The organism is Pseudomonas sp. 86_A (assembly GCF_017491705.1).
Classification (GTDB): Bacteria; Pseudomonadota; Gammaproteobacteria; order Pseudomonadales; family Pseudomonadaceae; genus Aquipseudomonas; species Aquipseudomonas koreensis.
In genome coordinates, this window is the sequence record NZ_JAFGYS010000019.1 from 1 (window position 1) to 19,326 (window position 19,326).

Here is a 19,326-nt window from a genome sequence, read left to right on the forward strand (position 1 = left end):
CACAAAACCCCCACACCCCCCAACCAGACTCTGCCCCAACCAAACAGGGAGAGTCCCATGAACAAGAATCTGACGATAAAACTCGGGGCCATTGCCCTGCTGATCCTGCTGTTGCTGATACCACTGCTGATGATCGACGGCATCATCGACGACCGCCAGCAACTGCGCGACGGCGTGCTGGAAGACATCGCCCGCAGCTCCAGCTACAGCCAGCAACTGAGCGGGCCGGTGATGGTGGTGCCGTATCGCAAGGTGGTGCGTACCTGGAAAACCAACGAGAAAACCAATCAGCGCTATGAAGAGCTCGGCGAAGAACGCGGTCGTCTGTATTTCTTGCCGGAGCGCTTTGAGCTCGACGGGCAAGTGCAAACCGAACTGCGCAATCGCGGTATCTACGAAGCGCGGCTGTTCCATGCCGACAATCGCATCAATGGGCATTTCTCGTTGCCGGCGCAGTTGGGCATCCAGGAAGACTTCGCCGATTACCAGTTTGATGCGCCCTTTCTGGCGGTGGGCATCAGCGACATTCGCGGCATCGAGAACGCGCTGAAACTGGAACTCGATGGCCAGCGCCTGGACTTCGTACCCGGCACGCAGGTGGGCTGGCTCGGTGAAGGGGTGCGGGTGACGTTGCCGGCGCTGGACACCGGCAAAGTCATGGAGCTGACCTTCGGCTTTGACCTGCGCCTGCAAGGCACCGGTTCGCTGCAGGTGCTGCCGGTGGGCAAGACCAGCCACGTCAGCCTTGCTGCCAACTGGCCGCACCCGAGTTTCATCGGCAACTTCCTGCCAGGCAAACGCGAGGTCAGTGATCAGGGTTTCAGCGCCGATTGGCAGACCTCGTTTTTCTCCACCAACCTGCAAGAAGCCATGAACCGTTGCGTGACCGGCAATGACTGTGAGGCCTTCAACGGCCGCAGCTTTGGCGTGAGTTTCATCGACCCGGTGGACCAATACCTGAAGAGTGATCGGGCGATCAAATATGCGCTGCTGTTCATCGTCCTGACGTTCGCCGGTTTCTTCCTGTTCGAAGTACTCAAGAGTCTGGCGGTGCACCCGGTGCAATACGCGCTGGTGGGTGTGGCGCTGGCGTTCTTCTACCTGTTGCTGCTGTCGCTGTCGGAACACATCGGGTTTGCCTTGGCGTATCTGCTGTCGGCCAGTGGCTGTGTGTTGCTGATCGGGTTTTATGTTTGCCACGTGCTGCACAGCGTGCGCCATGGGCTGAGTTTTTCCGCAGGGCTGGCGGCGTTGTATGGCCTGCTGTATGGCTTGCTCAGCGCTGAGGACTACGCGCTGCTGATGGGGTCGCTGCTGCTGTTCGGCTTGCTCGGGGTGTTCATGGTGCTGACGCGCAAACTCGACTGGTACGGGATCGGGCAGAAACCGGCCAAGCCACTGGCGTTTGATATCGGGGCGGTGCAATGAGCGGGTTGCGTGAGGAGCAGCGAGAGGCAGAGGTGTTGGTGACGCTGATCGTTGCGTCACTGCCGTCGGAACCGAGGTGGTGCCATCGCGAGCAGGCTCACTCCCACACGGGATCTCTGTCGTTGCATCTATCGCATGAACAACATAAATCACCTGTAGGAGTGAGCCTGCTCGCGATGAGGCCAGAACCGACGCCGCAGCCTTAAGGCTTGGGCAGGGTGGCGACCATGGACGGTCGCTGGCTCACTTCGAAATACCAGTTGGCCAGTTGTGGATTGGCGGTACGCCAGTCCAGATCCGGATGACGCAGATCGAGGTAACCCAGCGCACAGGCGACGCTGATCGCTGCCACGTCGAAGTGGCTGGTCAGCTCGGCGATGGCGTCACTTTCCAGATAGGCGAGGGCGCGACGGATCTTCTCGCGCTGCGCGTCTAGCCACTCATCCCAGTGCTTTTCCGGGGCGCGTAGCACCAGTTCGTAACGCACGATCACTGAGGCGTCCATGATCCCGTCGGCCATCGAGGCCAGGGTCAGGCGCCGCCAGCGGGCCGAACCTTCGCGGGGGATCAGCGGATTGCCGACGTGCTGCTGATCGAGGTATTCGAGGATCACACGGCTGTCATGGATCACGCTACCGTCGGCCAGGCGCAGGGCCGGGATCTTGCCCAGCGGGTTGTCGGCGTTGAGCGCAGCGTCCGGGCTGACCGGGCTGAGAACGCAGTCTTGCAGGGCGACGCGATCCTGCTGGCCGGTCTCGTGCAACAGCACCATCACTTTGCGCACGAACGGGGAGAGTGTGTTGTGGAACAGGGTCATGCTGGGGGCGGACATTGGCAAACCTCGGTGATCATCGAAGAACAGGAGGTTAGCCGCAGGAGCTACGGAACGCTGCGATCTTTTGATCTTGATCTAAAAAAAGCATCAAGATCAAAAGATCGCAGCGTGCCGCAGCTCTTTCAGGTGTTCAGCTTCGCGGCAGCAGGCCTCTTATGGCCAGAAACGCCGGAACCCCCAACCCGACCCAGCTCAACGCATCCCAGATCCCATCCCCCAGCAGCGCCGAAAACAACCCCGCCGCACTCAGCAGCGCAATCACCAGCGGCGTGCTGAAGACCTTCCAGAAATTGGTCTGACGCGGCTTCATGCAACGGCCTCCGCTGGCAGCGGTTTCGCAGCCCTGCGCCGCACCAGCCACAGGTACACGCCACTGCCGAGGACGATGATGGTCAGCACGTCGAGGGTCGCCCAGAGGATTTTCATCGGCATGCCGCCGTAGTCACCGAAGTGCAGCGGCTGCGACATCCCCATGGCGTCCATGTACCACGGACGTTCACCGACGGCAGTGACTTGCAGGGTGCTGGCGTCGATCAGCACCGGTGTCAGCAAATGCGAAGTCAGGTGGGTGCCGCCTTTCATGAACACCGAGTAATGGTGCTCACTGGAAAACCGTGTGCCGGGGAAGGCGATGAAGTCCGGGTTCATCCCCGGCGCGACGTCTTTGGCGATGTCCAGCAAACGGGTGGCGGGTGCCAGATGGGTCAGCGGCGGGGCATCGCGGTAGGGCGCGACCATGGCGTTCAACGTATCGTTGCGCCACGCGGCGATGATCAGGTCGGCGCAGGCGCTGATCACGCCGGTCACGCCGACCACCAGCGCCCAGGTCAGGGTGACGACGCCGATCAGGTTGTGCAGATCGAGCCAGCGCAGGCGGGTGGATTTGTCCTGGCGCACGGTGCCGAACTGCAAGCGGCGCATGAACGGCAGGTACAACACCGTGCCGGAGATGATCGCGACCACGAACAGCAGGCCCATGAACGCCAGCAGCAACTTGCCCGGCAGTCCGGCAAACATGTCGACGTGCAGGCGCAGGATGAACAGCATCAGGCCGCCGTTGGCCGATGGGGTTTCCAGTGCTTCACCGGTGCGCGCATCGAGCATGAAGGTGTGCGAGGCGTTCGGTTCGGTGCCGGCGGTTTTCGCCATGATCGTCAGCACGGCGTTGGGCTCGTCGTCCTCGAAACCGAAGTACTGCACCACGTCGCCGGGACGATATTTTTCTGCGGCCTCGACCAGTTGCGCCAGGTTCAGGTGCGGGGTATCGGCGGGCATCTCGCGCACTTGCGGCGCATCGCCGAGCAGGTGCTCGATCTCGTGATGGAAGATCAGCGGCAGACCGGTCAATGCCAGCAGCAGCAAAAACACGGTGCAGATCAGGCTGGTCCAGGTGTGGATGAATGACCAGCGGCGAATTGTTTTACTTTTCATTTCATGACCTTCAAAAACACCGAAGCCGTCCACGGGGGACGGCTTGGTGACAGGACCGGTTTCAGCTCACGCGCTTACCATTTGTAAGTGGCGCTGGCGACGACACTGCGCTGGTCGCCGTAGTAGCAATAGAAACCGTCGCAGGTGGAGATGTAGTCCTTGTCGAACAGATTGGTGGCGTTGACCGCGACCGACGCCCCTTTCAGGCTGTTGTCGAGGCGCCCGAGGTCGTAATGCACGGCGGCGTCGAACACCGTGTAGGCGTCCGCCTTGCCCAGCCAGGTGTTGGCCTTGTCGCCGTAGGTGTTGCCGGTGTAACGCACACCACCGCCTATACCGAAGCCGTCGAGCACGCCGCTGTGCCAGGTGTAGTCGGTCCACAGCGACGCTTGCTGGTTGGGCATCAGTTGCAGGCGGTTGCCCTTGTCCACGCCTTTCTGCACTTCGGACTTGGCCAGGGTGTAGGCGGCGATCACTTTGAGGTTGTCGGTGACGTCCGAAACCGCTTCCAGCTCCAGACCTTTGACCTTCACTTCACCGGCCTGACCGGTGATCGTTACGTTATTGACGATGGTGTTGACCGAGACGTTCTTCTGGGTCAAGTCATACACCGCAGCGCTCAGCAGGGTCTTGCTGCCTGGCGGCTGGTACTTGATGCCCAGTTCCCACTGCTTGCCTTCGGTCGGTTTGAGCGAGCCGGTGGACGTGGCGTCGGCGCCGGCCGTTGGCTGGAAGGACTCGGCGTACGACAGGTACGGCACGAAGCCCGAATCGAACACGTAGCTGAGCGCTGCGTTGCCGCTGAAGGCCTTGTCGCGCTGGGTGTTGGTGGCATCGCCCTTGTTGATGAACTGGGTGCTTGTGTGCACCCAGTCTTCACGCCCGCCCAGGGTCAGGCGCCATTGGTCGAGGGCCATCTGGTCCTGCACGTACAGGCCGGTCTGGTAGGTCTTCTGGTCATAGTCATAGTAGGCCGAAGAGCGCGGCGGACGGGTGATCGGCTGACCGTAGATCGGGTTGTTGACGTTGATGTCCGGCGCGGTGCCGAAGATCGAGGTGTAGTTGGTGTTGCTGCGTTGATGATCCAGGCCGAGCAACAGCGTATGGCGGATGTCACCGGTGGCGAAGTCGGCCTGGAAGTTGTTGTCGACGGCGAACTGGCTGATGTCTTCATCGGCGTTGGTGGTGCCGCGACCGACATTGCCCTGATCGTCAACGGTGTATCCGGCGTATTGCGTGTTGTAGCTGTTGACGGTCACGGTCTGGAACGACAGGTCCGACTTGGTGTAGCGCAGGTTCTGCTTGAACTGCCAGACGTCGTTGAGGCGATGCTCGAAGGCATAACCAAGCGCGTAGTAGGTGCGGTCGTAGAAGTCGTAGTCAGGATCGCCAAGATTCTTGTGATGGGAAATCTTGCCGAACGGCATGTCGATCTTGGTGCCCTGGATCGGGTAGAACTGGCTGGTGACACCGGTATCGTCGCGAGTGAACTGGCTCAGCAGGGTGAGTTTGGTGTCGTCGTCGATGTTCCAGGTCAGGCTCGGCGCGATGTTGTAGCGCTTGTTCTCGATGTGATCGATCTGCGTGTCGCTGTCACGCACCACACCGCTGATGCCGTAGAGAAACTGTCCGGCGTCGTCGATCTTGCCGGTGCTGGCGAAGTTGATCTGGCGATGATTGTCGCTGCCGTACTGCAGCTGGATTTCGCTGCTGGCGTCGCTGCTCGGGCGCCGGCTGACCATGTCCAGCAAGCCACCCGGCGGGGTCTGGCCATAAACGGAAGAGGCCGGGCCGCGCAGCAGGGCGAGGCGGTCGAGGTTCCAGGTTTCCTGTTTCGGGTTGGCGTACACACCTTTTGGCAGTGGCAGGCCATCGAGGAACTGGGTCGGCTCGAAGCCGCGCACGCGCAGCCAGTCGGAGCGGGTGTCGCTGCCGTAGCTGCTGGCGGTGATGCCGGGCATGTAGCGCACGGCGTCATCGAGGCTGTGCACACTGCGGTCGTCCATTTGCTGGCGGGTGGCGACGGAGATCGAACGCGGCGCTTCGACCAGCGCGGTGTCGGTCTTGCTGCCGGCAGCGGTGCGGGTGGCGGTGTAGCCTTCGACCGGGCCCCAGGCCGTTTCCAGGTTTTCCACGCCGATCACGGCGGTTTCCGGCAGCGCCAGTGTCCCTTCCGGCACGGCCACCAGGGTGTAGGTGCCGGTGCTGCTTTGTTCCAGTTGCAGACCGGTGCCCTGCAGCGCCGCGCGCAGAGCGCCGGCGGCGTCGTACTGACCGTTGACCGGCGCCGACGTCTTGCCGGCGGCCAGCGCCGGGTTCAGCGACAGTGCGAGGCCGCCCTGGCTGGCGATCTGGTTCAGCGTGGTCGACAACGCAGCGGCCGGCAGGTTGTAGGCGCGCACGCTGGAAGCCTGCTCAGCGGCGAGCAACGGGCTGCTGAGCAGCGGTGCGCCGAAAGCGATGGCTGCCGCCAACAGACTGGGGCGCAACAAGGTGTCTAGCGAACGGGACATGCGAAGGCTCCTGAATGGAAATATTTCTCAATTGCCTGTGTGCCGGACGAGAAGTAAAAAGTGATAGGGCTGGATGAAAATAATTTCGATTAACTGAAAAGTGACCGATTACCTGTGGCGAGGGAGCTTGCTCCCGCTGGAGCGCGAAGCGGTCTCTGCTGTCTTTCAGATAAACCGCATTGACTGGTTTGACGACGGCTGCGCAGCCGAGCGGGAGCAAGCTCCCTCGCCACAGAGGTCGGTCGCTCTTAAGGCTTGGTATCTGCTTTGGCCACCGTGACCCAATACGGCGTATGCCGCTCGATCTGCACCGGCAGGGTCGGCAGCAGGGCGCTCAAGGCCTTGTCGGTGTCGTGCAGCGGGAAGCTGCCGGTGATGCGCAGATCAGCCACTTCCGGTGCCACGCCCAAATGCCCGCGACGATAGCGCCCCAGTTCATGCACCAGATCCTCCAGCCGCGCGTTATCCACCACCAGCATGCCGCGGGTCCAGGCATCGGCGCCGGGCGTGAGTGCAGCGACCGCGTCGAGGCGGTCATTGCGGATCAGCACTTGCTGGCCTTCGCGCAGGATCTGCTCTTCAGGATGGCTTTGCGGATGCGCGGCCACCGCCGATTGCAGGACGCTCAGGCGCGTGCCTTCGTCTTCACGCTTGACCAGAAACCGCGTGCCCAGCGCGCGCATGCTGCCTTCGCGGGTTTCGACAATGAACGGCCGCGCATCGCCATGGCCGGTCTCGACCATGATTTCGCCTTCCTGCAGGACGATCAGTCGTTGCCTGGCATCGAAGCGCACATCCACCGCGCTGTGGGTGTTGAGGTTGAGCAGGGTGCCGTCGACCAGGCGTACCGTGCGTTGTTCGCCGGTGGCGGTGCGTTGATCGGCGAGCCAGTAATCCAGCGGCAAGTAGCGATCTCCAACGAACAGCGCCAGACCTACCACCGCGACGATGCTCGCCAGACCACTGCCCAGCTTGCGCACCCGGCGACGAATGCCTTCGCGTGATTGCAGCAAGGCGCTGCGGGCCGGGCCGTTGGCCACGCTGAAACGCTGATCGAGCATGCCCAACTGGCGCCAGGCCCGGGCGTGTTCTTCATGGGCGGCATGCCATTTGGCGAACTCTTCGCGCTCCAGCGGAGTGCCGGAATCCAGCGACAACTGCCAGGCAATCGCCGCATCCAGCACCTGAGCCGAGACCGGTTTGGAACTGGCCGGGCTCATGTCGGCTCACCGTACAGGGCGATGTAGCACTGACGAATCCCCTGCGCGAGGTACTGCCGCACCCGCGGCACCGAGACCCCGAGCTTCTCGGCGATTTCGGCATGGCCGAGGCCGTCGAGGCGGTTATAAAGGAAAGCGGCGCGGGCCTTGGTCGACAGTTTGCCAAGCAGACGGTCGATGGCCTTGAGGTCTTCGAGGATCAGTTGCTGTTCTTCCACCGAAGGTTGTTCACCTTCGGGGATCAGCATCAATTCAGTGAGGTAGGCCTGCTCCAGCGCGGCGCGGCGGAAGTAGTCGAACAGCAGGCCTTTGGCGATCGCCACCAGAAACGCCCGGGGCTCGCGGGGCGTCAGTAGTTCATCGCGCCCGAGCAGGCGCACAAAAGTGTCCTGGCTCAAGTCTTCGGCCCGTTGCGGGCACGCCACATTGCGCCGCAACCAGCTCAGCAGCCAACCGCGATGGTCGCGATACAACGCACCGACGAGTTCACTGTGAGGGCTTGGGACTGACGACACCAGACGCACCGATTGGGAAATGTTAACCAACGAGAATTGTTCGCGATTCTCGCAGAGGTGGGAATGGTTAGCAATTGGCCACTGGTCGGGTGAAGTTAATGGTGAACTCCTACATGGGATGTGGTTCGGCCGAAAATCTAGAAGGATGGCGCCTGCTGTCGGCGTTTCCACTGACTCAAACGCTGCTGCAAATTCAGCGGGCTATGAATCTGCTGCTGCCGCGCCCGGCTGAACAGAATCAGCGCCAGTTCCGCCGTTGCCAGCGCATCGGCGCTCGCGTTGTGCCGTTCGAACACTTCAAGCTTGAACCAGTCGATCCACTCATCCAGCCCAGCCTCACGGATGTTCGCCTGCGGACACAGCAGCGGCGCCATGTCCGCGACATCCAGAAACACATTCTGCAGCTTGTAACCCAGGTGTTCCTTCAGCGCCCGTCCGAGCATGTGTTGATCGAAGGGCGCATGAAACGCCAGCACCGCGCTGTCGCCGATAAATTCCATGAGTTCCAGCAAGGCCTCAGCCGGCTCACTGCCCGCCGCAATCGCATTCGGCCCCAACCCGTGAATCAACACGCTCGGGCTGAGCTTCAGCTCTCGACATTGCAGGGTGCGCTCGAACTGCTGACTGAAGTCGATCGCGCCGTCTTCGATGACCACGGCGCCAATCGACAGCACGCGATCCTTGTTCAGGTTCAGCCCGGTGGTTTCCAGATCCAGCACCACCCAGCGCTGTTCGCGCAGGCTGCATTCGCGCAGTTCGCTGATTGCCGGCAGCTTCGCCAGACGCTGTTGCAGGTCGGCCGACAGCAGAGGGCTGGCCGGGCGCAGCCACGAAAACAGGCTCATAGCTGATACCGCAAGGCCAGGCTGCTTTGCAGGCGCTGGGCCTGACGCAGGGATTCGCGCAGGATGCGTCGGTCCAGATGATTGAGGCTGTCGGGATCGACGCGGTTGGACCAGGGCAGGTTCTCGCGGGTCTGGATCTGGTGCTGTTGCATGCGCGTCTGCTGGATGAAGTGATACGCCTCTTCATACGCGGCGCCGTCGAGCCGTTCGATGACATCTTTTTCGACCAGCTGGCGCAAGCGTTCCAGGGTGTTGTTGGTTTCGATGCCGTGCGCCAATGCCAACAGGCGTGCGCCGTCGACGAAGGGCGTCAGGCCCTGGACCTTGAGGTCGAGGGTGGCTTTCTCGCCGTTCTTGCGTGCCAGCACAAACTCGCGAAAGCGCCCCACGGGCGGACGATTGCGCAGGGCGTTCTCGGCCATCATGCGCTGGAACAGGCGGTTGTCGCCGACCTGATCGAGAATCCCCCGGCGCAGTTGCGCGCAGCCTTTCTCGTCGCCCCAGACCACTCGCAGGTCGAAATAGATGCTCGAACCGAGCAGGTTCTCCGGCGTCGCCTCACGGATAAACGCCGCAAAACGCCGCGCCCATTCCGCCCGGGACAGACACAGCTCGGGGTTGCCGGCCATGATGTTGCCCTTGCACAGGCTGAAGCCGCACAGCGCCAGGCTCTGATTGATCTGGTGGGCGATCGGCAGCAGCTTGCCGCGAATCTGCGCCGCGTGCGCGGCATCCCGTGCTTCGAACAGAATGCCGTTGTCCTGATCGGTGTGCAGGGTCTGCTCGCGCCGGCCCTCGCTGCCGAAGCATAGCCAACTGAACGGCACGCCGGGGTCGCCTTTTTCGGCGAGGGTCAATTCGATCACCCGGCACACGGTGTGGTCGTTGAGCAGGGTGATGATGTGCGTGATCTGCGTCGAAGACGCACCGTGAGCCAGCATGCGTTCGACCAGTTGACCGATCTCGCCGCGCAGGCTCACCAATTGCTCCACACGTTGGGCGCTGCGGATGGTCCGGGCCAGATGCACCAGGTCGACCCGTTGCAGGGAAAACAAGTCGCGCTCGGACACTACGCCGCACAGGCGCTGGTCTTTCACCAGGCAGACGTGGGCGATGTGCCGTTCGGTCATGGCAATCGCGGCATCGAAAGCGCTGTGATCCGGCGAAAGAAAAAACGGTGCGCGGGTCATGTGCTGGTCAATGGCTTCACTGAAATCACCGCTGCCGTTGGCCACCACCTCGCGCAGGTCGCGCAGGGTGAAAATCCCCAGCGGCGCCTTGTGTTCATCCACCGCGACGATGCTGCCGACCTGTTGCTCGTGCATCAGCTTCACCGCCTCGCGCAGTGGCGTGTCGGGGCTGCAGGTCACGGGATGACGCATCGCCAGTTCGCCGAGGCGGGTGTTGAGCGAATACTGGGTGCCGAGGGTTTCCACGGCTTTCTGCTGAACTTGCTGGTTGACCTGATCGAGCAGGCTGCTGACCCCGCGCAAAGCGAAGTCGCGGAAGCTGTTGGACAGGGCGAACAGTTTGATGAATGCCGGTTTGTTCAGTTGCAGGCAGAAGGTGTCTTCGCCCGCCACATGCTCGGTGCGAGTGGCCCGCTCGCCGATCAGCGCGGCCAGCGGGAAGCATTCGCCGGTGGTGATCTCGAAGGTGGTTTCGGTGCCGGGCCTGGTGATGTGCTGGCGCTCGCCGACCACGCGCCCCTGTTTGACGATGTAGAAAAATTCGACCGGCCCGTCGGCGGGCTTGATGATGCTCTCGCCCTGGCCGTAGAAACGCAGCTGACATTGCTCCACCAGATAAGCCAGGTGGGCGTGTTCCATCTGATTGAAGGGCGGGAAGCGCTGGAGGAATTGCAGGGTGCCCTGAATGTTCTGCAACACTGCGGTTTTCCCTGCCTGGGTGAAGGCGTCCGCTTTACTCATAACCATTACCGCAGTCTTTTTTGAATTGTTGTTGTCGGATCGTTGCAGCCATGGTCGGCCCCTGCGCGCGGGGTGCCCATTGGACGTAAGTCTAGGTTTGGGCTGCCGTTGGGCACATTTGGGAAGTGCCCTACAAAAACAGTCGGAAATTCGCCCGCCAGCCTCTTGGAAAAAAATCCGACGAAGTGCACATTGAAGCTCTGCTTAGCGATGTCTGACGACTGTGCCAGGTGATTGAATTGAAAACGTAGAGAACGCCATGTCCGACCACGATATTTTGAGCGACGCCGAGCGTGAAGCGCTCAGCGCTGTAATGCTCGAACCCGATTTGCCGCCGCAGCGTGTACTGATCGTCGATGACGACAAGGACGCCCGGGAGCTGTTGTCGGAGATACTCGCGTTGGATGGCATTCGTTGCATGACCGCGGCCAGCGGCGAAACCGCGCTGAAGATGCTCGACGAAAAACCTTCGATCGGGCTGGTGATCACTGATTTGCGCATGGGCAATATCGATGGCCTCGACCTGATCCGCCAGGTGCGCGAATCGGTCAGGGCGGCACTGCCGATCATCATTGTCTCGGGTGACGCGGACGTGAAAGATGCCATTGCGGCGATGCATCTGAGCGTGGTGGATTTTCTGCTCAAGCCGATTGATACAGTGAAGTTGCTGGGTCTGGTCAAACACGAATTGGGCATTGATCCGTAATCGTGTTTAGCCGCTACCCTTGTGGCGAGGGAGCTTGCTCCCGCTGGGCTGCGAAGCGGCCCCAAACCCTGCATCCACATTAATCCTGACACATCGCATTCGCTGAAATTACGACGGCTGCGCCGCCGAGCGGGAGCAAGCTCCCTCGCCACAGGGATTACTGCCTGCTTGGGATTTCAGTCCAAACAAAAAAGCCCTGATCGCAAGATCAGGGCTTTTTCATGTCCGGCTTCAGCGCTAGTTACAGGCCGTTGGCCTTCTTGAACTCGCGGCGACGACGGTGCAGCACCGGCTCGGTGTAGCCGTTCGGCTGCTTGGTGCCTTCGATCACCAGTTCGACCGCCGCCTGGAAGGCGATGTTGCTGTCGAAGTTCGGTGCCAGCGGACGGTACAGCGGGTCGTTGGCGTTCTGACGGTCGACCACCGGCGCCATGCGCTTGAGGCTTTCCATCACTTGCGCTTCGGTGACGATACCGTGGCGCAGCCAGTTGGCGATGTGCTGGCTGGAGATACGCAGCGTGGCACGGTCTTCCATCAGGCCGACGTCATTGATGTCCGGCACCTTCGAGCAACCGACGCCCTGGTCGATCCAGCGCACCACGTAACCGAGAATGCCCTGGGCGTTGTTGTCCAGTTCGTTCTTGATCTGCTCCGGGGTCCAGCTCGGGTTGACCGCCAGGGGGATGGTCAGGATGTCGTCCACCGAGGCGCGGGCACGTTTGGCCAGTTCGGCCTGACGGGCGAACACGTCAACCTTGTGGTAATGCAGCGCGTGCAGCGCAGCGGCGGTCGGCGACGGTACCCAGGCGGTGTTGGCACCGGCCAGCGGGTGAGCGATTTTCTGTTCGAGCATCGCCGCCATCAGGTCGGGCATCGCCCACATGCCTTTACCGATTTGCGCACGACCTTGCAGGCCGGTGCTCAGACCGATATCGACGTTCCAGTTTTCATAGGCGCCGATCCACTTCTCGGCCTTCATGTCGGCCTTGCGCACCATCGGGCCGGCTTCCATGGAGGTGTGGATTTCATCGCCGGTGCGGTCGAGGAACCCGGTGTTGATGAACACCACGCGCTCGCTGGCGGCCTTGATGCAGGCCTTGAGGTTGACCGTGGTGCGGCGCTCCTCGTCCATGATCCCGACTTTCAGCGTGTTGCGCTTCAAGCCCAGCACGTCTTCGATGCGACCGAACAGCTCGTTGGTGAACGCCGCTTCTTCCGGGCCGTGCATCTTCGGTTTAACGATGTAGACCGAACCGGTGCGAGTGTTCTTGCGCGAGGTGTTGCCGTTGAGGTTGTGCATCGCCGCCAGGCACGTGACCAGACCGTCGAGGATGCCTTCCGGCACTTCGTTGCCGTCTTTGTCGAGAATCGCGTCGATGGTCATCAGGTGACCGACGTTGCGCACGAACAACAGCGAGCGACCGTGCAGGGTCAGTTCACTGCCGTCGACCTGGGTGTAGGTGCGATCCGGGTTCATGGTGCGGGTGAAGGTCTGGCCGCCCTTGGCGACTTCTTCGGACAGGTCGCCCTTCATCAGGCCGAGCCAGTTGCGGTAGATCACCACTTTGTCGTCGGCATCGACGGCGGCCACGGAGTCTTCGCAGTCCATGATGGTGGTCAGTGCCGCTTCCATCAGGATGTCTTTGACGCCGGCGGCGTCGGTCTGGCCGACCGGGGTGCTGGCGTCGATCTGGATTTCGAAGTGCAGGCCGTGGTTCTTCAGCAGGATGGCGATCGGGGCATTGGCATCGCCCTGGAAGCCGATCAGCTGAGCATCGTTGCGCAGGCCGGTGTTGCTGCCGCCCTTGAGGGAGACCAGCAGTTTGCCGTCAACGATCTTGTAGCCGGTGGAGTCGACATGGGAGCCGGCAGCCAGTGGCGCCGCTTCGTCGAGGAAGGCACGGGCGAAGGCGATGACTTTGTCGCCACGCACCTTGTTGTAGCCTTTGCCTTTTTCCGCGCCACCGTCTTCGCTGATCGCGTCGGTGCCGTAGAGGGCGTCGTACAGCGAACCCCAACGGGCGTTCGAGGCATTGAGGGCGAAGCGGGCGTTCATTACCGGCACGACGAGTTGCGGGCCGGCGGTACGGGCGATTTCATCATCGACGTTTTGCGTCGTTGCCTGGAAATCAGCCGCTTCTGGCAGCAGATAACCGATTTCTTGCAGGAACGCTTTGTAGGCTACGGCGTCGTGCGCCTTGCCAGCGTGTTCCTGGTGCCAGGCATCAAGACGAGCCTGGAAGTCATCGCGTTTGGCGAGTAGGGCTTTGTTCTTCGGCGCCAGGTCATGAATGACCTTGTCGGCACCTTCCCAGAATTTGTCGGCGGTGAGGCCGGTACCGGGAATGGCTTCGTTGTTCACGAAGTCGAACAGGACTTTGGCGACCTGCAGGCCACCGACTTGAACGTGTTCAGTCATTGCTTGCCTCACTCTGCTCAGCTATTTCGCTTTTCAGCTCTTCAATTTAACAATGAAGCCTCTGGCCATTTAAACCACAAACCTTCCGACCAGTACATGCCATTGCTGGCGGCTGGGCTGGGACCAATCAACGGCTTGTTGGCCTTGCTGACGGGGCTTTCAGGGTTGCGAACGTGCCTTGGGCAGACATCGATCCAGCGTTATGTAGTGCGCGCTGCGGCATACTACATGATGCGTTGCGCTTGTGAAAATCAGACTAATTACGTCGTTCTGCGACCTCATGACGCATTGCGGTCACGTCGCGGAACGGGATGTTCTCAAAAAACCAGCGGATTGTTCCAGCTAAATATAAAAAGTTGTACACATAAATACTGTGTGGCTTCCATTCAGCTTCGCTGAGCCTGCATTTGTGGCGAGGGAGCTTGCTCCCGCTCAGGTGCGAAGCATCCGCAAAAGATATTACTGCCTGGAGAGGTCGTCCTGCGGCCGCCAGCGGGAGCAAGCTCCCTCGCCACAGGTGTTGTTCACTTGAGCATGGCGGCTGAATGTCGGTGCTTGCCTATACTTGCCCTTCTACAACAAAAGTCATGACAAGAGGGCTGCGCCATGGACCATCTCGTACTCACTGTCTTCGCCCCGGACAAGCCCGGGCAGGTCGAGCGCATCGCCCAATGCATCGCCGAGCACGGTGGCAACTGGCTGGAAAGCCGCATGTCACGGATGGCCGGGCAGTTCGCCGGAATTCTGCGGGTGGGCGTGCCGGCGGAGGCTTACGACGAATTAGTCGATTCCTTACAAGCACTGTCGGCCCAAGGCATTCGCGTGCTGATTGCCGAGAGCGGCATCGAGCAGTCCTGCACCTGGAAACCGATCGCCATGGAGCTGGTGGGCAATGACCGCCCGGGGATCGTGCGGGATATCACTCGGCTGTTGAGCGAGCAAGGTGTGAACCTGGAAAGGTTGGTCACTGAAGTGCGCCCGGCGCCGATGAGCAGCGAGCCGCTGTTTCACGCCGAAGCGATTCTGGCGGTGCCGCTGACGCTGTCGCTGGATGTGCTGCAATCGCGCCTGGAAACCCTGGCCGATGATCTGATGGTCGAGCTGGTGTTACGCACAGACGTTTAACCGGCGCTTGGGTTATCCAGTGTTAACGTGCACCTGCCTGTGGATAACCTGTAGAGACCAGGCGCAGCGCCAGGCCGGCCGTGGCTTGCAGGGAACTGATCAAAAAACCGCCAACATTCAGTGACTTGCGCACAAACGGCGGGGATCACGCTGTGGATAACCTTGGGAAGGAACGTTGCAGGCCACGAGAACCGTGGCCTGCGAAGCTTTGTGCGTTTTTTGATCAGCTGCGTCGACGCAGACTGATCACCGCATCGACGCTGTAAACGGCCAGACCGGCCCAGATAAAGATGAACGCGATCAGGGTGCTCGACGACAAATGCTCGCCGAACAGCAACACTGCCTGCAGCAGCACCAGGGTCGGCGCCAGGTATTGCAGGAAGCCGATGGTGGTGTAGGGCAGGTGGCGGGTGGCGGCGTTGAAGCACACCAGCGGCACCAGCGTCACCGGGCCGGCCGCCACCAGCCACCAGGCTTGTGATGTGGTCCAGAACTCGGGTTGGGCGCTGGTGGCGGTCTGGTTGAACAGCAGCCAGGCCAGAGCAATCGGCACCAGCATCCAGGTTTCCACCACCAGACCCGGCAAGGCTTTGACCGGCGCCTGTTTGCGGATCAAACCGTAGAAACCGAAGGTCAGCGCCAGCACCAGCGACACCCACGGCAGACTGCCGACCTGCCACACCTGCTGCGCCACGCCGATGGCCGCCAGGCCCACCGCGACCCACTGCATGCGCCGCAGACGTTCACCGAGAATCAGCATGCCCAACAGCACGTTGACCAGCGGGTTGATGTAGTAACCGAGGCTCGCTTCGAGCATGCGCCCGTTGTTCACCGACCATACGTAGGTCAGCCAGTTGGCCGCGATCAGGGTGCCGCTCAGTGCCAGAATCGCCAGACGCTTGGGGTTGTCGAGCAACTCGCGCAACCAGCCGGGATGCTTCCACACCATCAGCAGCAAGGCGCCGAACAGCGCTGACCACAGCACTCGGTGAATGATGATTTCGACGGCCGGGACTTCGGCGATGGCTTTGAAATAGATCGGGAACAGGCCCCAGATGATGTAGGCACTCAGGCCCAGAATGTACCCGCGACGCGGGTTGGCGGCTTGCATGCAGAATCCTTGCTCAGGCAGCTGACAAAGGAGGGATTGTAAGGAGGTTGTATAGATGTGTCGTGTCAGAAAGTGAAAAGATCGCAGCCTTTGGCAGCTCCTACAGGGGAATGCGATCCATGTAGGAGAGCCAAAGGCTGCGATCTTTTGATCTTTAATTCAGAACAACTTCAAAGGTTCTTCATTGAGCGCGGACAACTGCTCGCGCAGCGCCAGCACCTGATCGCCCCAATAACGCTCGGTACCAAACCACGGAAAGCTGTGCGGGAACGCCGGGTCGTCCCAGCGCCGCGCCAGCCAGGCGCTGTAGTGCATCAGGCGCAGGGCGCGCAGCGGCTCGATCAGTGCCAGCTCGCGCGGATCGAAGTCGTGGAATTCGTTGTAGCCGTCCATCAGTTCCGACAGTTGGCCGAGGCATTCCTGACGGTCGCCCGCCAGCATCATCCAGATGTCCTGCACCGCCGGGCCCATGCGGCAGTCGTCGAGGTCGACGATGTGGAACATCTCGTCGCGGCACATCATGTTGCCGGGGTGGCAGTCGCCGTGCATGCGGATGTTCTGGTGCGGCGTGGCGGCGTACACATCTTCCACACGCTTGAGCAGATCGCGAGCGACGGACTCGTAGGCGGGCAACAGGCTCTTGGGAATGAAGTTGCCCTCGAGCAGCGTGTTCAGCGAATCATGGCCGAAGTTTTTCACGCCCAGCGCTTCGCGGTGCTCGAACGGCTTGGTCGCGCCAACCGCATGAATGCGCCCGAGCAATTGGCCGAGGCGATACAACTGATCGAGATTGCCCGGCTCCGGCGCACGGCCGCCACGGCGGGGAAACAGGGTGAAGCGGAAACCGGCGTGTTCGTGCAGGGTCTGGCCGTTGTGGATCAGCGGCGCGACCACCGGGATGTCGACGTCGGCCAACTCAAAGGTGAACGTGTGTTCTTCGAGGATGGCTTCGTTGGTCCAGCGCTGCGGACGGTAGAACTTGGCGATCAGCGGTTCGGAGTCTTCGATGCCGACCTGATAGACGCGGTTTTCGTAGCTGTTGAGCGCGAGAATACGCGCATCACTGAGGAACCCGATGCTTTCGACGGCATCGAGTACAAGGTCTGGGGTGAGGGTTTCAAACGGGTGGGCCATGCTGACTCCTGCGCGCAGCAGGCTGCCGCGTCCGGCCCAGCATGGTAGCGCAGATGGCAGCGGGGGAGGTGGTTGGTGTCTGTGCTGACGCCATCGCTGGCAAGCCAGCTCCCACATTTGGAATGCAATCCCCTGTGGGAGCTGGCTTGCCAGCGATGAGGCCCGATCAGGCGCCGACTACTCCGCCATCCTCACGGGTAATCGCCATCACCGAAGACCGCGGCTTGCCGTTCGGCAGATGCTCGGGGAAAGTCGACCCACCGTTCTCCCCCGGGTGCTGAATCCCGACAAACAACGTCTTCTGATCCGGCGAGAAGCTGATCCCGGTGACTTCGCAACCGATCGGTCCGACCATGAAGCGGCGAATCTCGCCGGTCTTGGGATCGGCGCAGAGCATCTGGTTGTTGCCCATCCCGGCGAAGTCGCCGGCGTTGCTCGAGTCACCGTCAGTCAGAATCCACAAGCGTCCGGCCTTGTCGAAACCCAGGCCATCGGGGCTGTTGAACATGTTCTGCGCATTGATATTCGACGAGCCGCCCTTCGGCGTACCGGCGTGCACGCTCGGGTTGCCGGCCACCACGAACAGGTCCCAGGCGAAGGTCTTCGACGCGTGATCGTCGCGGTCGGTGCGCCAGCGCAGGATCTGCCCGTAGACGTTCTTCGCGCGCGGGTTGGGCCCGCCCACCGGTTGCCCGTCTTCGCCGCGTTTGGCGTTGTTGGTCAGGGTGCAATAGACCTGGCCGTCCTTCGGACTGACCACGATCCACTCCGGGCGGTCCATGCGCGTCGCGCCGACCACGCTGGCGGCAAGGCGCGCATGGATCAGCACTTCGGCCTGATCGGCGAAGCCGCTGCTGGCGTCGATGCCGTTTTTGCCGTGAGTCAGTTCGATCCACTGGCCCTGGCCTTTCGGGTGATCGGGGTTGCTGTCGCCGTTATCGAACTTCGCCACGTACAGGGTGCCGTGGTCGAGGATGTCGCGGTTGGCTTTCGGGTTGCGGTGGTTGATGCGGTCGCGGCTGACGAATTTGTAGATGAACTCGCCACGCTCGTCGTCGCCCATGTACACCACGGCGCGACCGTCATCGGTCTCGGCCAGGGCGGCGTTTTCATGTTTGAAGCGGCCCAGTGCGGTGCGTTTGACCGGAGTCGATTGCGGATCGAACGGATCGATCTCGACCACCCAGCCGTGACGGTTGAGTTCGTTAGGGTTCTTGGCCATGTCGAAACGCGGGTCGAACGGGTGCCAGTTGATCTCGCGGCTGGCAGCCGAGACGCCGTAGCGCTTTTGCGCCGGGTCGAACTGCTGTTGGGCGTTGCTGCTGCCGAAGCAGTCGGTGAAGTTCTCTTCGCAGGTCAGATAAGTGCCCCAAGGGGTTTTACCGTTGGCGCAGTTCTGGAAGGTGCCGAGGACTTTCTTGCCGTGTTTGTCGGCAGCCGTTTTCATCAAATCGTGGCCGGCGGCCGGGCCACTGATGCGCAGCGGCGAGTTGCCGTGGATGCGGCGGTTGTAGCGTGAGCCCTGGACGAACTGCCACTGACCGTTCTTGCGTTGCACTTCGATCACCGACACGCCTTCGCAGGCCAGCGCCTTGCGCACGTCTTCGGCCGATTGCGGCATGCCGCCGTGCGGGTAGAGGTAGCGGTAGTTGGTGTATTCGTTGTTGATGGCCATCAGCGCGCGGTTTCGGTCGTCGGGGAATTCGAACAGACTCATGCCGTCGTTGTTGTCACCGAACTGCACTTCCTGTGCGGCGGCGGTGCCATTGCCGCTCGGGTCGAAGGCCGGGCCGTTCTTTTGCAGCGGCTGGCCCCAACTGATCAGCACCGAGGATTTGTAGCCCTTGGGCAGGCTGATGACGTCGGTGGTCGCAGCGGGAATGCTCTCGAAACCGAGCAGGCGACTGTTGCCGGCGCTGACTCCGGCAGCCAGTGCGCTGCGGGTCAGCAGGTTGCCGCCGAGGAACATGGCTGCGCCGCACAGCGCGCCGGCGCTGATGAAACCGCGACGGCTGAGGCCGACCATCTTTTCCAGATCAGTGGATTGGTTTTCTTCTAATAGGCTCACATCAGGCTCCCTGCTTGGTTTTGGCAGCAACCTTAATGGGGCGCG

15 protein-coding genes are annotated in these 19,326 nt (G+C 61.5%); 3 read left to right on the forward strand and 12 right to left on the reverse strand.

The features are described from left to right. The first annotated feature begins 57 nt into the window (after positions 1 to 57). A complete protein-coding gene (gene creD / locus J5M57_RS24980) occupies positions 58 to 1,428 on the forward strand; it encodes a cell envelope integrity protein CreD (protein ID WP_207849941.1) in 1,371 nt (456 codons plus the stop codon). A 202-nt stretch (positions 1,429 to 1,630) separates the two neighbouring features. On the opposite strand, the gene J5M57_RS24985 is transcribed toward creD, so the two are convergent. The 8 genes from J5M57_RS24985 to J5M57_RS25020 all read right to left on the reverse strand — a co-directional run bounded on the left by J5M57_RS24985 (position 1,631) and on the right by J5M57_RS25020 (position 10,718). After that, a complete protein-coding gene (locus tag J5M57_RS24985) occupies positions 1,631 to 2,260 on the reverse strand; it encodes a glutathione S-transferase (protein ID WP_207849940.1) in 630 nt (209 codons plus the stop codon). 133 nt (positions 2,261 to 2,393) lie between these two features. After that, positions 2,394 to 2,573 (reverse strand): hypothetical protein, encoded by a 180-nt coding sequence (locus J5M57_RS24990; RefSeq protein ID WP_064589543.1) that lies wholly within the window; start codon positions 2,571 to 2,573, stop codon positions 2,394 to 2,396. Next, positions 2,570 to 3,694 (reverse strand): PepSY domain-containing protein, encoded by a 1,125-nt coding sequence (locus J5M57_RS24995; RefSeq protein WP_207849939.1) that lies wholly within the window; start codon positions 3,692 to 3,694, stop codon positions 2,570 to 2,572. The genes J5M57_RS24990 and J5M57_RS24995 overlap by 4 nt, the downstream gene beginning before the upstream one ends. A 74-nt stretch (positions 3,695 to 3,768) precedes the next feature. Beyond that, positions 3,769 to 6,207 carry a TonB-dependent siderophore receptor gene (locus J5M57_RS25000; protein WP_207849938.1) on the reverse strand — a complete coding sequence of 813 codons (2,439 nt, stop codon included), beginning with the start codon at positions 6,205 to 6,207 and terminating at the stop codon, positions 3,769 to 3,771. 248 nt (positions 6,208 to 6,455) lie between these two features. Next, entirely contained in the window at positions 6,456 to 7,427 is a 972-nt protein-coding gene (locus J5M57_RS25005; RefSeq protein ID WP_207849937.1) for a FecR family protein, read from the reverse strand. Beyond that, complete coding sequence (locus J5M57_RS25010) at positions 7,424 to 7,942, reverse strand: RNA polymerase sigma factor (RefSeq protein WP_083369393.1); 519 nt, start codon at positions 7,940 to 7,942, stop codon at positions 7,424 to 7,426. Before J5M57_RS25010 ends, J5M57_RS25005 begins: the two co-directional genes overlap by 4 nt. A gap of 137 nt (positions 7,943 to 8,079) precedes the next feature. Further along, a complete protein-coding gene (locus J5M57_RS25015; RefSeq protein ID WP_083367725.1) occupies positions 8,080 to 8,787 on the reverse strand; it encodes a 3'-5' exonuclease in 708 nt (235 codons plus the stop codon). Then, the gene (locus tag J5M57_RS25020) at positions 8,784 to 10,718 is read right to left on the reverse strand and encodes a putative nucleotidyltransferase substrate binding domain-containing protein (RefSeq protein WP_347709576.1); all 1,935 of its coding nucleotides are present in this window, start codon (positions 10,716 to 10,718) and stop codon (positions 8,784 to 8,786) included. The genes J5M57_RS25015 and J5M57_RS25020 overlap by 4 nt, the downstream gene beginning before the upstream one ends. 259 nt (positions 10,719 to 10,977) lie before the next feature. Between J5M57_RS25020 and J5M57_RS25025 the strand changes: the two genes are divergently transcribed. Then, positions 10,978 to 11,424 carry a response regulator gene (locus tag J5M57_RS25025; RefSeq protein WP_207849935.1) on the forward strand — a complete coding sequence of 149 codons (447 nt, stop codon included), beginning with the start codon at positions 10,978 to 10,980 and terminating at the stop codon, positions 11,422 to 11,424. 241 nt (positions 11,425 to 11,665) lie between these two features. On the opposite strand, the gene J5M57_RS25030 is transcribed toward J5M57_RS25025, so the two are convergent. After that, a complete protein-coding gene (locus tag J5M57_RS25030) occupies positions 11,666 to 13,843 on the reverse strand; it encodes a malate synthase G (protein ID WP_169843471.1) in 2,178 nt (725 codons plus the stop codon). 606 nt (positions 13,844 to 14,449) lie between these two features. Here J5M57_RS25030 and J5M57_RS25035 point away from each other — a divergent pair. Further along, positions 14,450 to 14,968, forward strand: coding sequence for a glycine cleavage system protein R (locus J5M57_RS25035; RefSeq protein WP_007966538.1), 519 nt, complete (start codon positions 14,450 to 14,452; stop codon positions 14,966 to 14,968). 223 nt (positions 14,969 to 15,191) lie between these two features. On the opposite strand, the gene rarD is transcribed toward J5M57_RS25035, so the two are convergent. The 3 genes from rarD to J5M57_RS25050 form a co-directional block, all read right to left on the reverse strand. After that, positions 15,192 to 16,079 carry an EamA family transporter RarD gene (gene rarD / locus J5M57_RS25040; protein WP_064589534.1) on the reverse strand — a complete coding sequence of 296 codons (888 nt, stop codon included), beginning with the start codon at positions 16,077 to 16,079 and terminating at the stop codon, positions 15,192 to 15,194. A gap of 159 nt (positions 16,080 to 16,238) precedes the next feature. Beyond that, complete coding sequence (locus J5M57_RS25045) at positions 16,239 to 17,213, reverse strand: serine/threonine protein kinase (protein WP_083367728.1); 975 nt, start codon at positions 17,211 to 17,213, stop codon at positions 16,239 to 16,241. 166 nt (positions 17,214 to 17,379) lie between these two features. Then, positions 17,380 to 19,281, reverse strand: a complete 1,902-nt coding sequence (locus J5M57_RS25050) for a PhoX family phosphatase (protein WP_207849934.1) — start codon at positions 19,279 to 19,281, stop codon at positions 17,380 to 17,382. Positions 19,282 to 19,326: the final 45 nt, after the last annotated feature.

Coding starts and splice junctions, on each gene's coding strand:
- creD (WP_207849941.1), top strand. CDS start 58: ATGAACAAGAATCTGACGATAAAACTCGGGGCCATTGCCCTGCTGATC.
- J5M57_RS24985 (WP_207849940.1), bottom strand. CDS start 2,260: ATGTCCGCCCCCAGCATGACCCTGTTCCACAACACACTCTCCCCGTTC.
- J5M57_RS24990 (WP_064589543.1), bottom strand. CDS start 2,573: ATGAAGCCGCGTCAGACCAATTTCTGGAAGGTCTTCAGCACGCCGCTG.
- J5M57_RS24995 (WP_207849939.1), bottom strand. CDS start 3,694: ATGAAAAGTAAAACAATTCGCCGCTGGTCATTCATCCACACCTGGACC.
- J5M57_RS25000 (WP_207849938.1), bottom strand. CDS start 6,207: ATGTCCCGTTCGCTAGACACCTTGTTGCGCCCCAGTCTGTTGGCGGCA.
- J5M57_RS25005 (WP_207849937.1), bottom strand. CDS start 7,427: ATGAGCCCGGCCAGTTCCAAACCGGTCTCGGCTCAGGTGCTGGATGCG.
- J5M57_RS25015 (WP_083367725.1), bottom strand. CDS start 8,787: ATGAGCCTGTTTTCGTGGCTGCGCCCGGCCAGCCCTCTGCTGTCGGCC.
- J5M57_RS25020 (WP_347709576.1), bottom strand. CDS start 10,718: ATGAGTAAAGCGGACGCCTTCACCCAGGCAGGGAAAACCGCAGTGTTG.
- J5M57_RS25025 (WP_207849935.1), top strand. CDS start 10,978: ATGTCCGACCACGATATTTTGAGCGACGCCGAGCGTGAAGCGCTCAGC.
- J5M57_RS25030 (WP_169843471.1), bottom strand. CDS start 13,843: ATGACTGAACACGTTCAAGTCGGTGGCCTGCAGGTCGCCAAAGTCCTG.
- J5M57_RS25035 (WP_007966538.1), top strand. CDS start 14,450: ATGGACCATCTCGTACTCACTGTCTTCGCCCCGGACAAGCCCGGGCAG.
- rarD (WP_064589534.1), bottom strand. CDS start 16,079: ATGCAAGCCGCCAACCCGCGTCGCGGGTACATTCTGGGCCTGAGTGCC.
- J5M57_RS25045 (WP_083367728.1), bottom strand. CDS start 17,213: ATGGCCCACCCGTTTGAAACCCTCACCCCAGACCTTGTACTCGATGCC.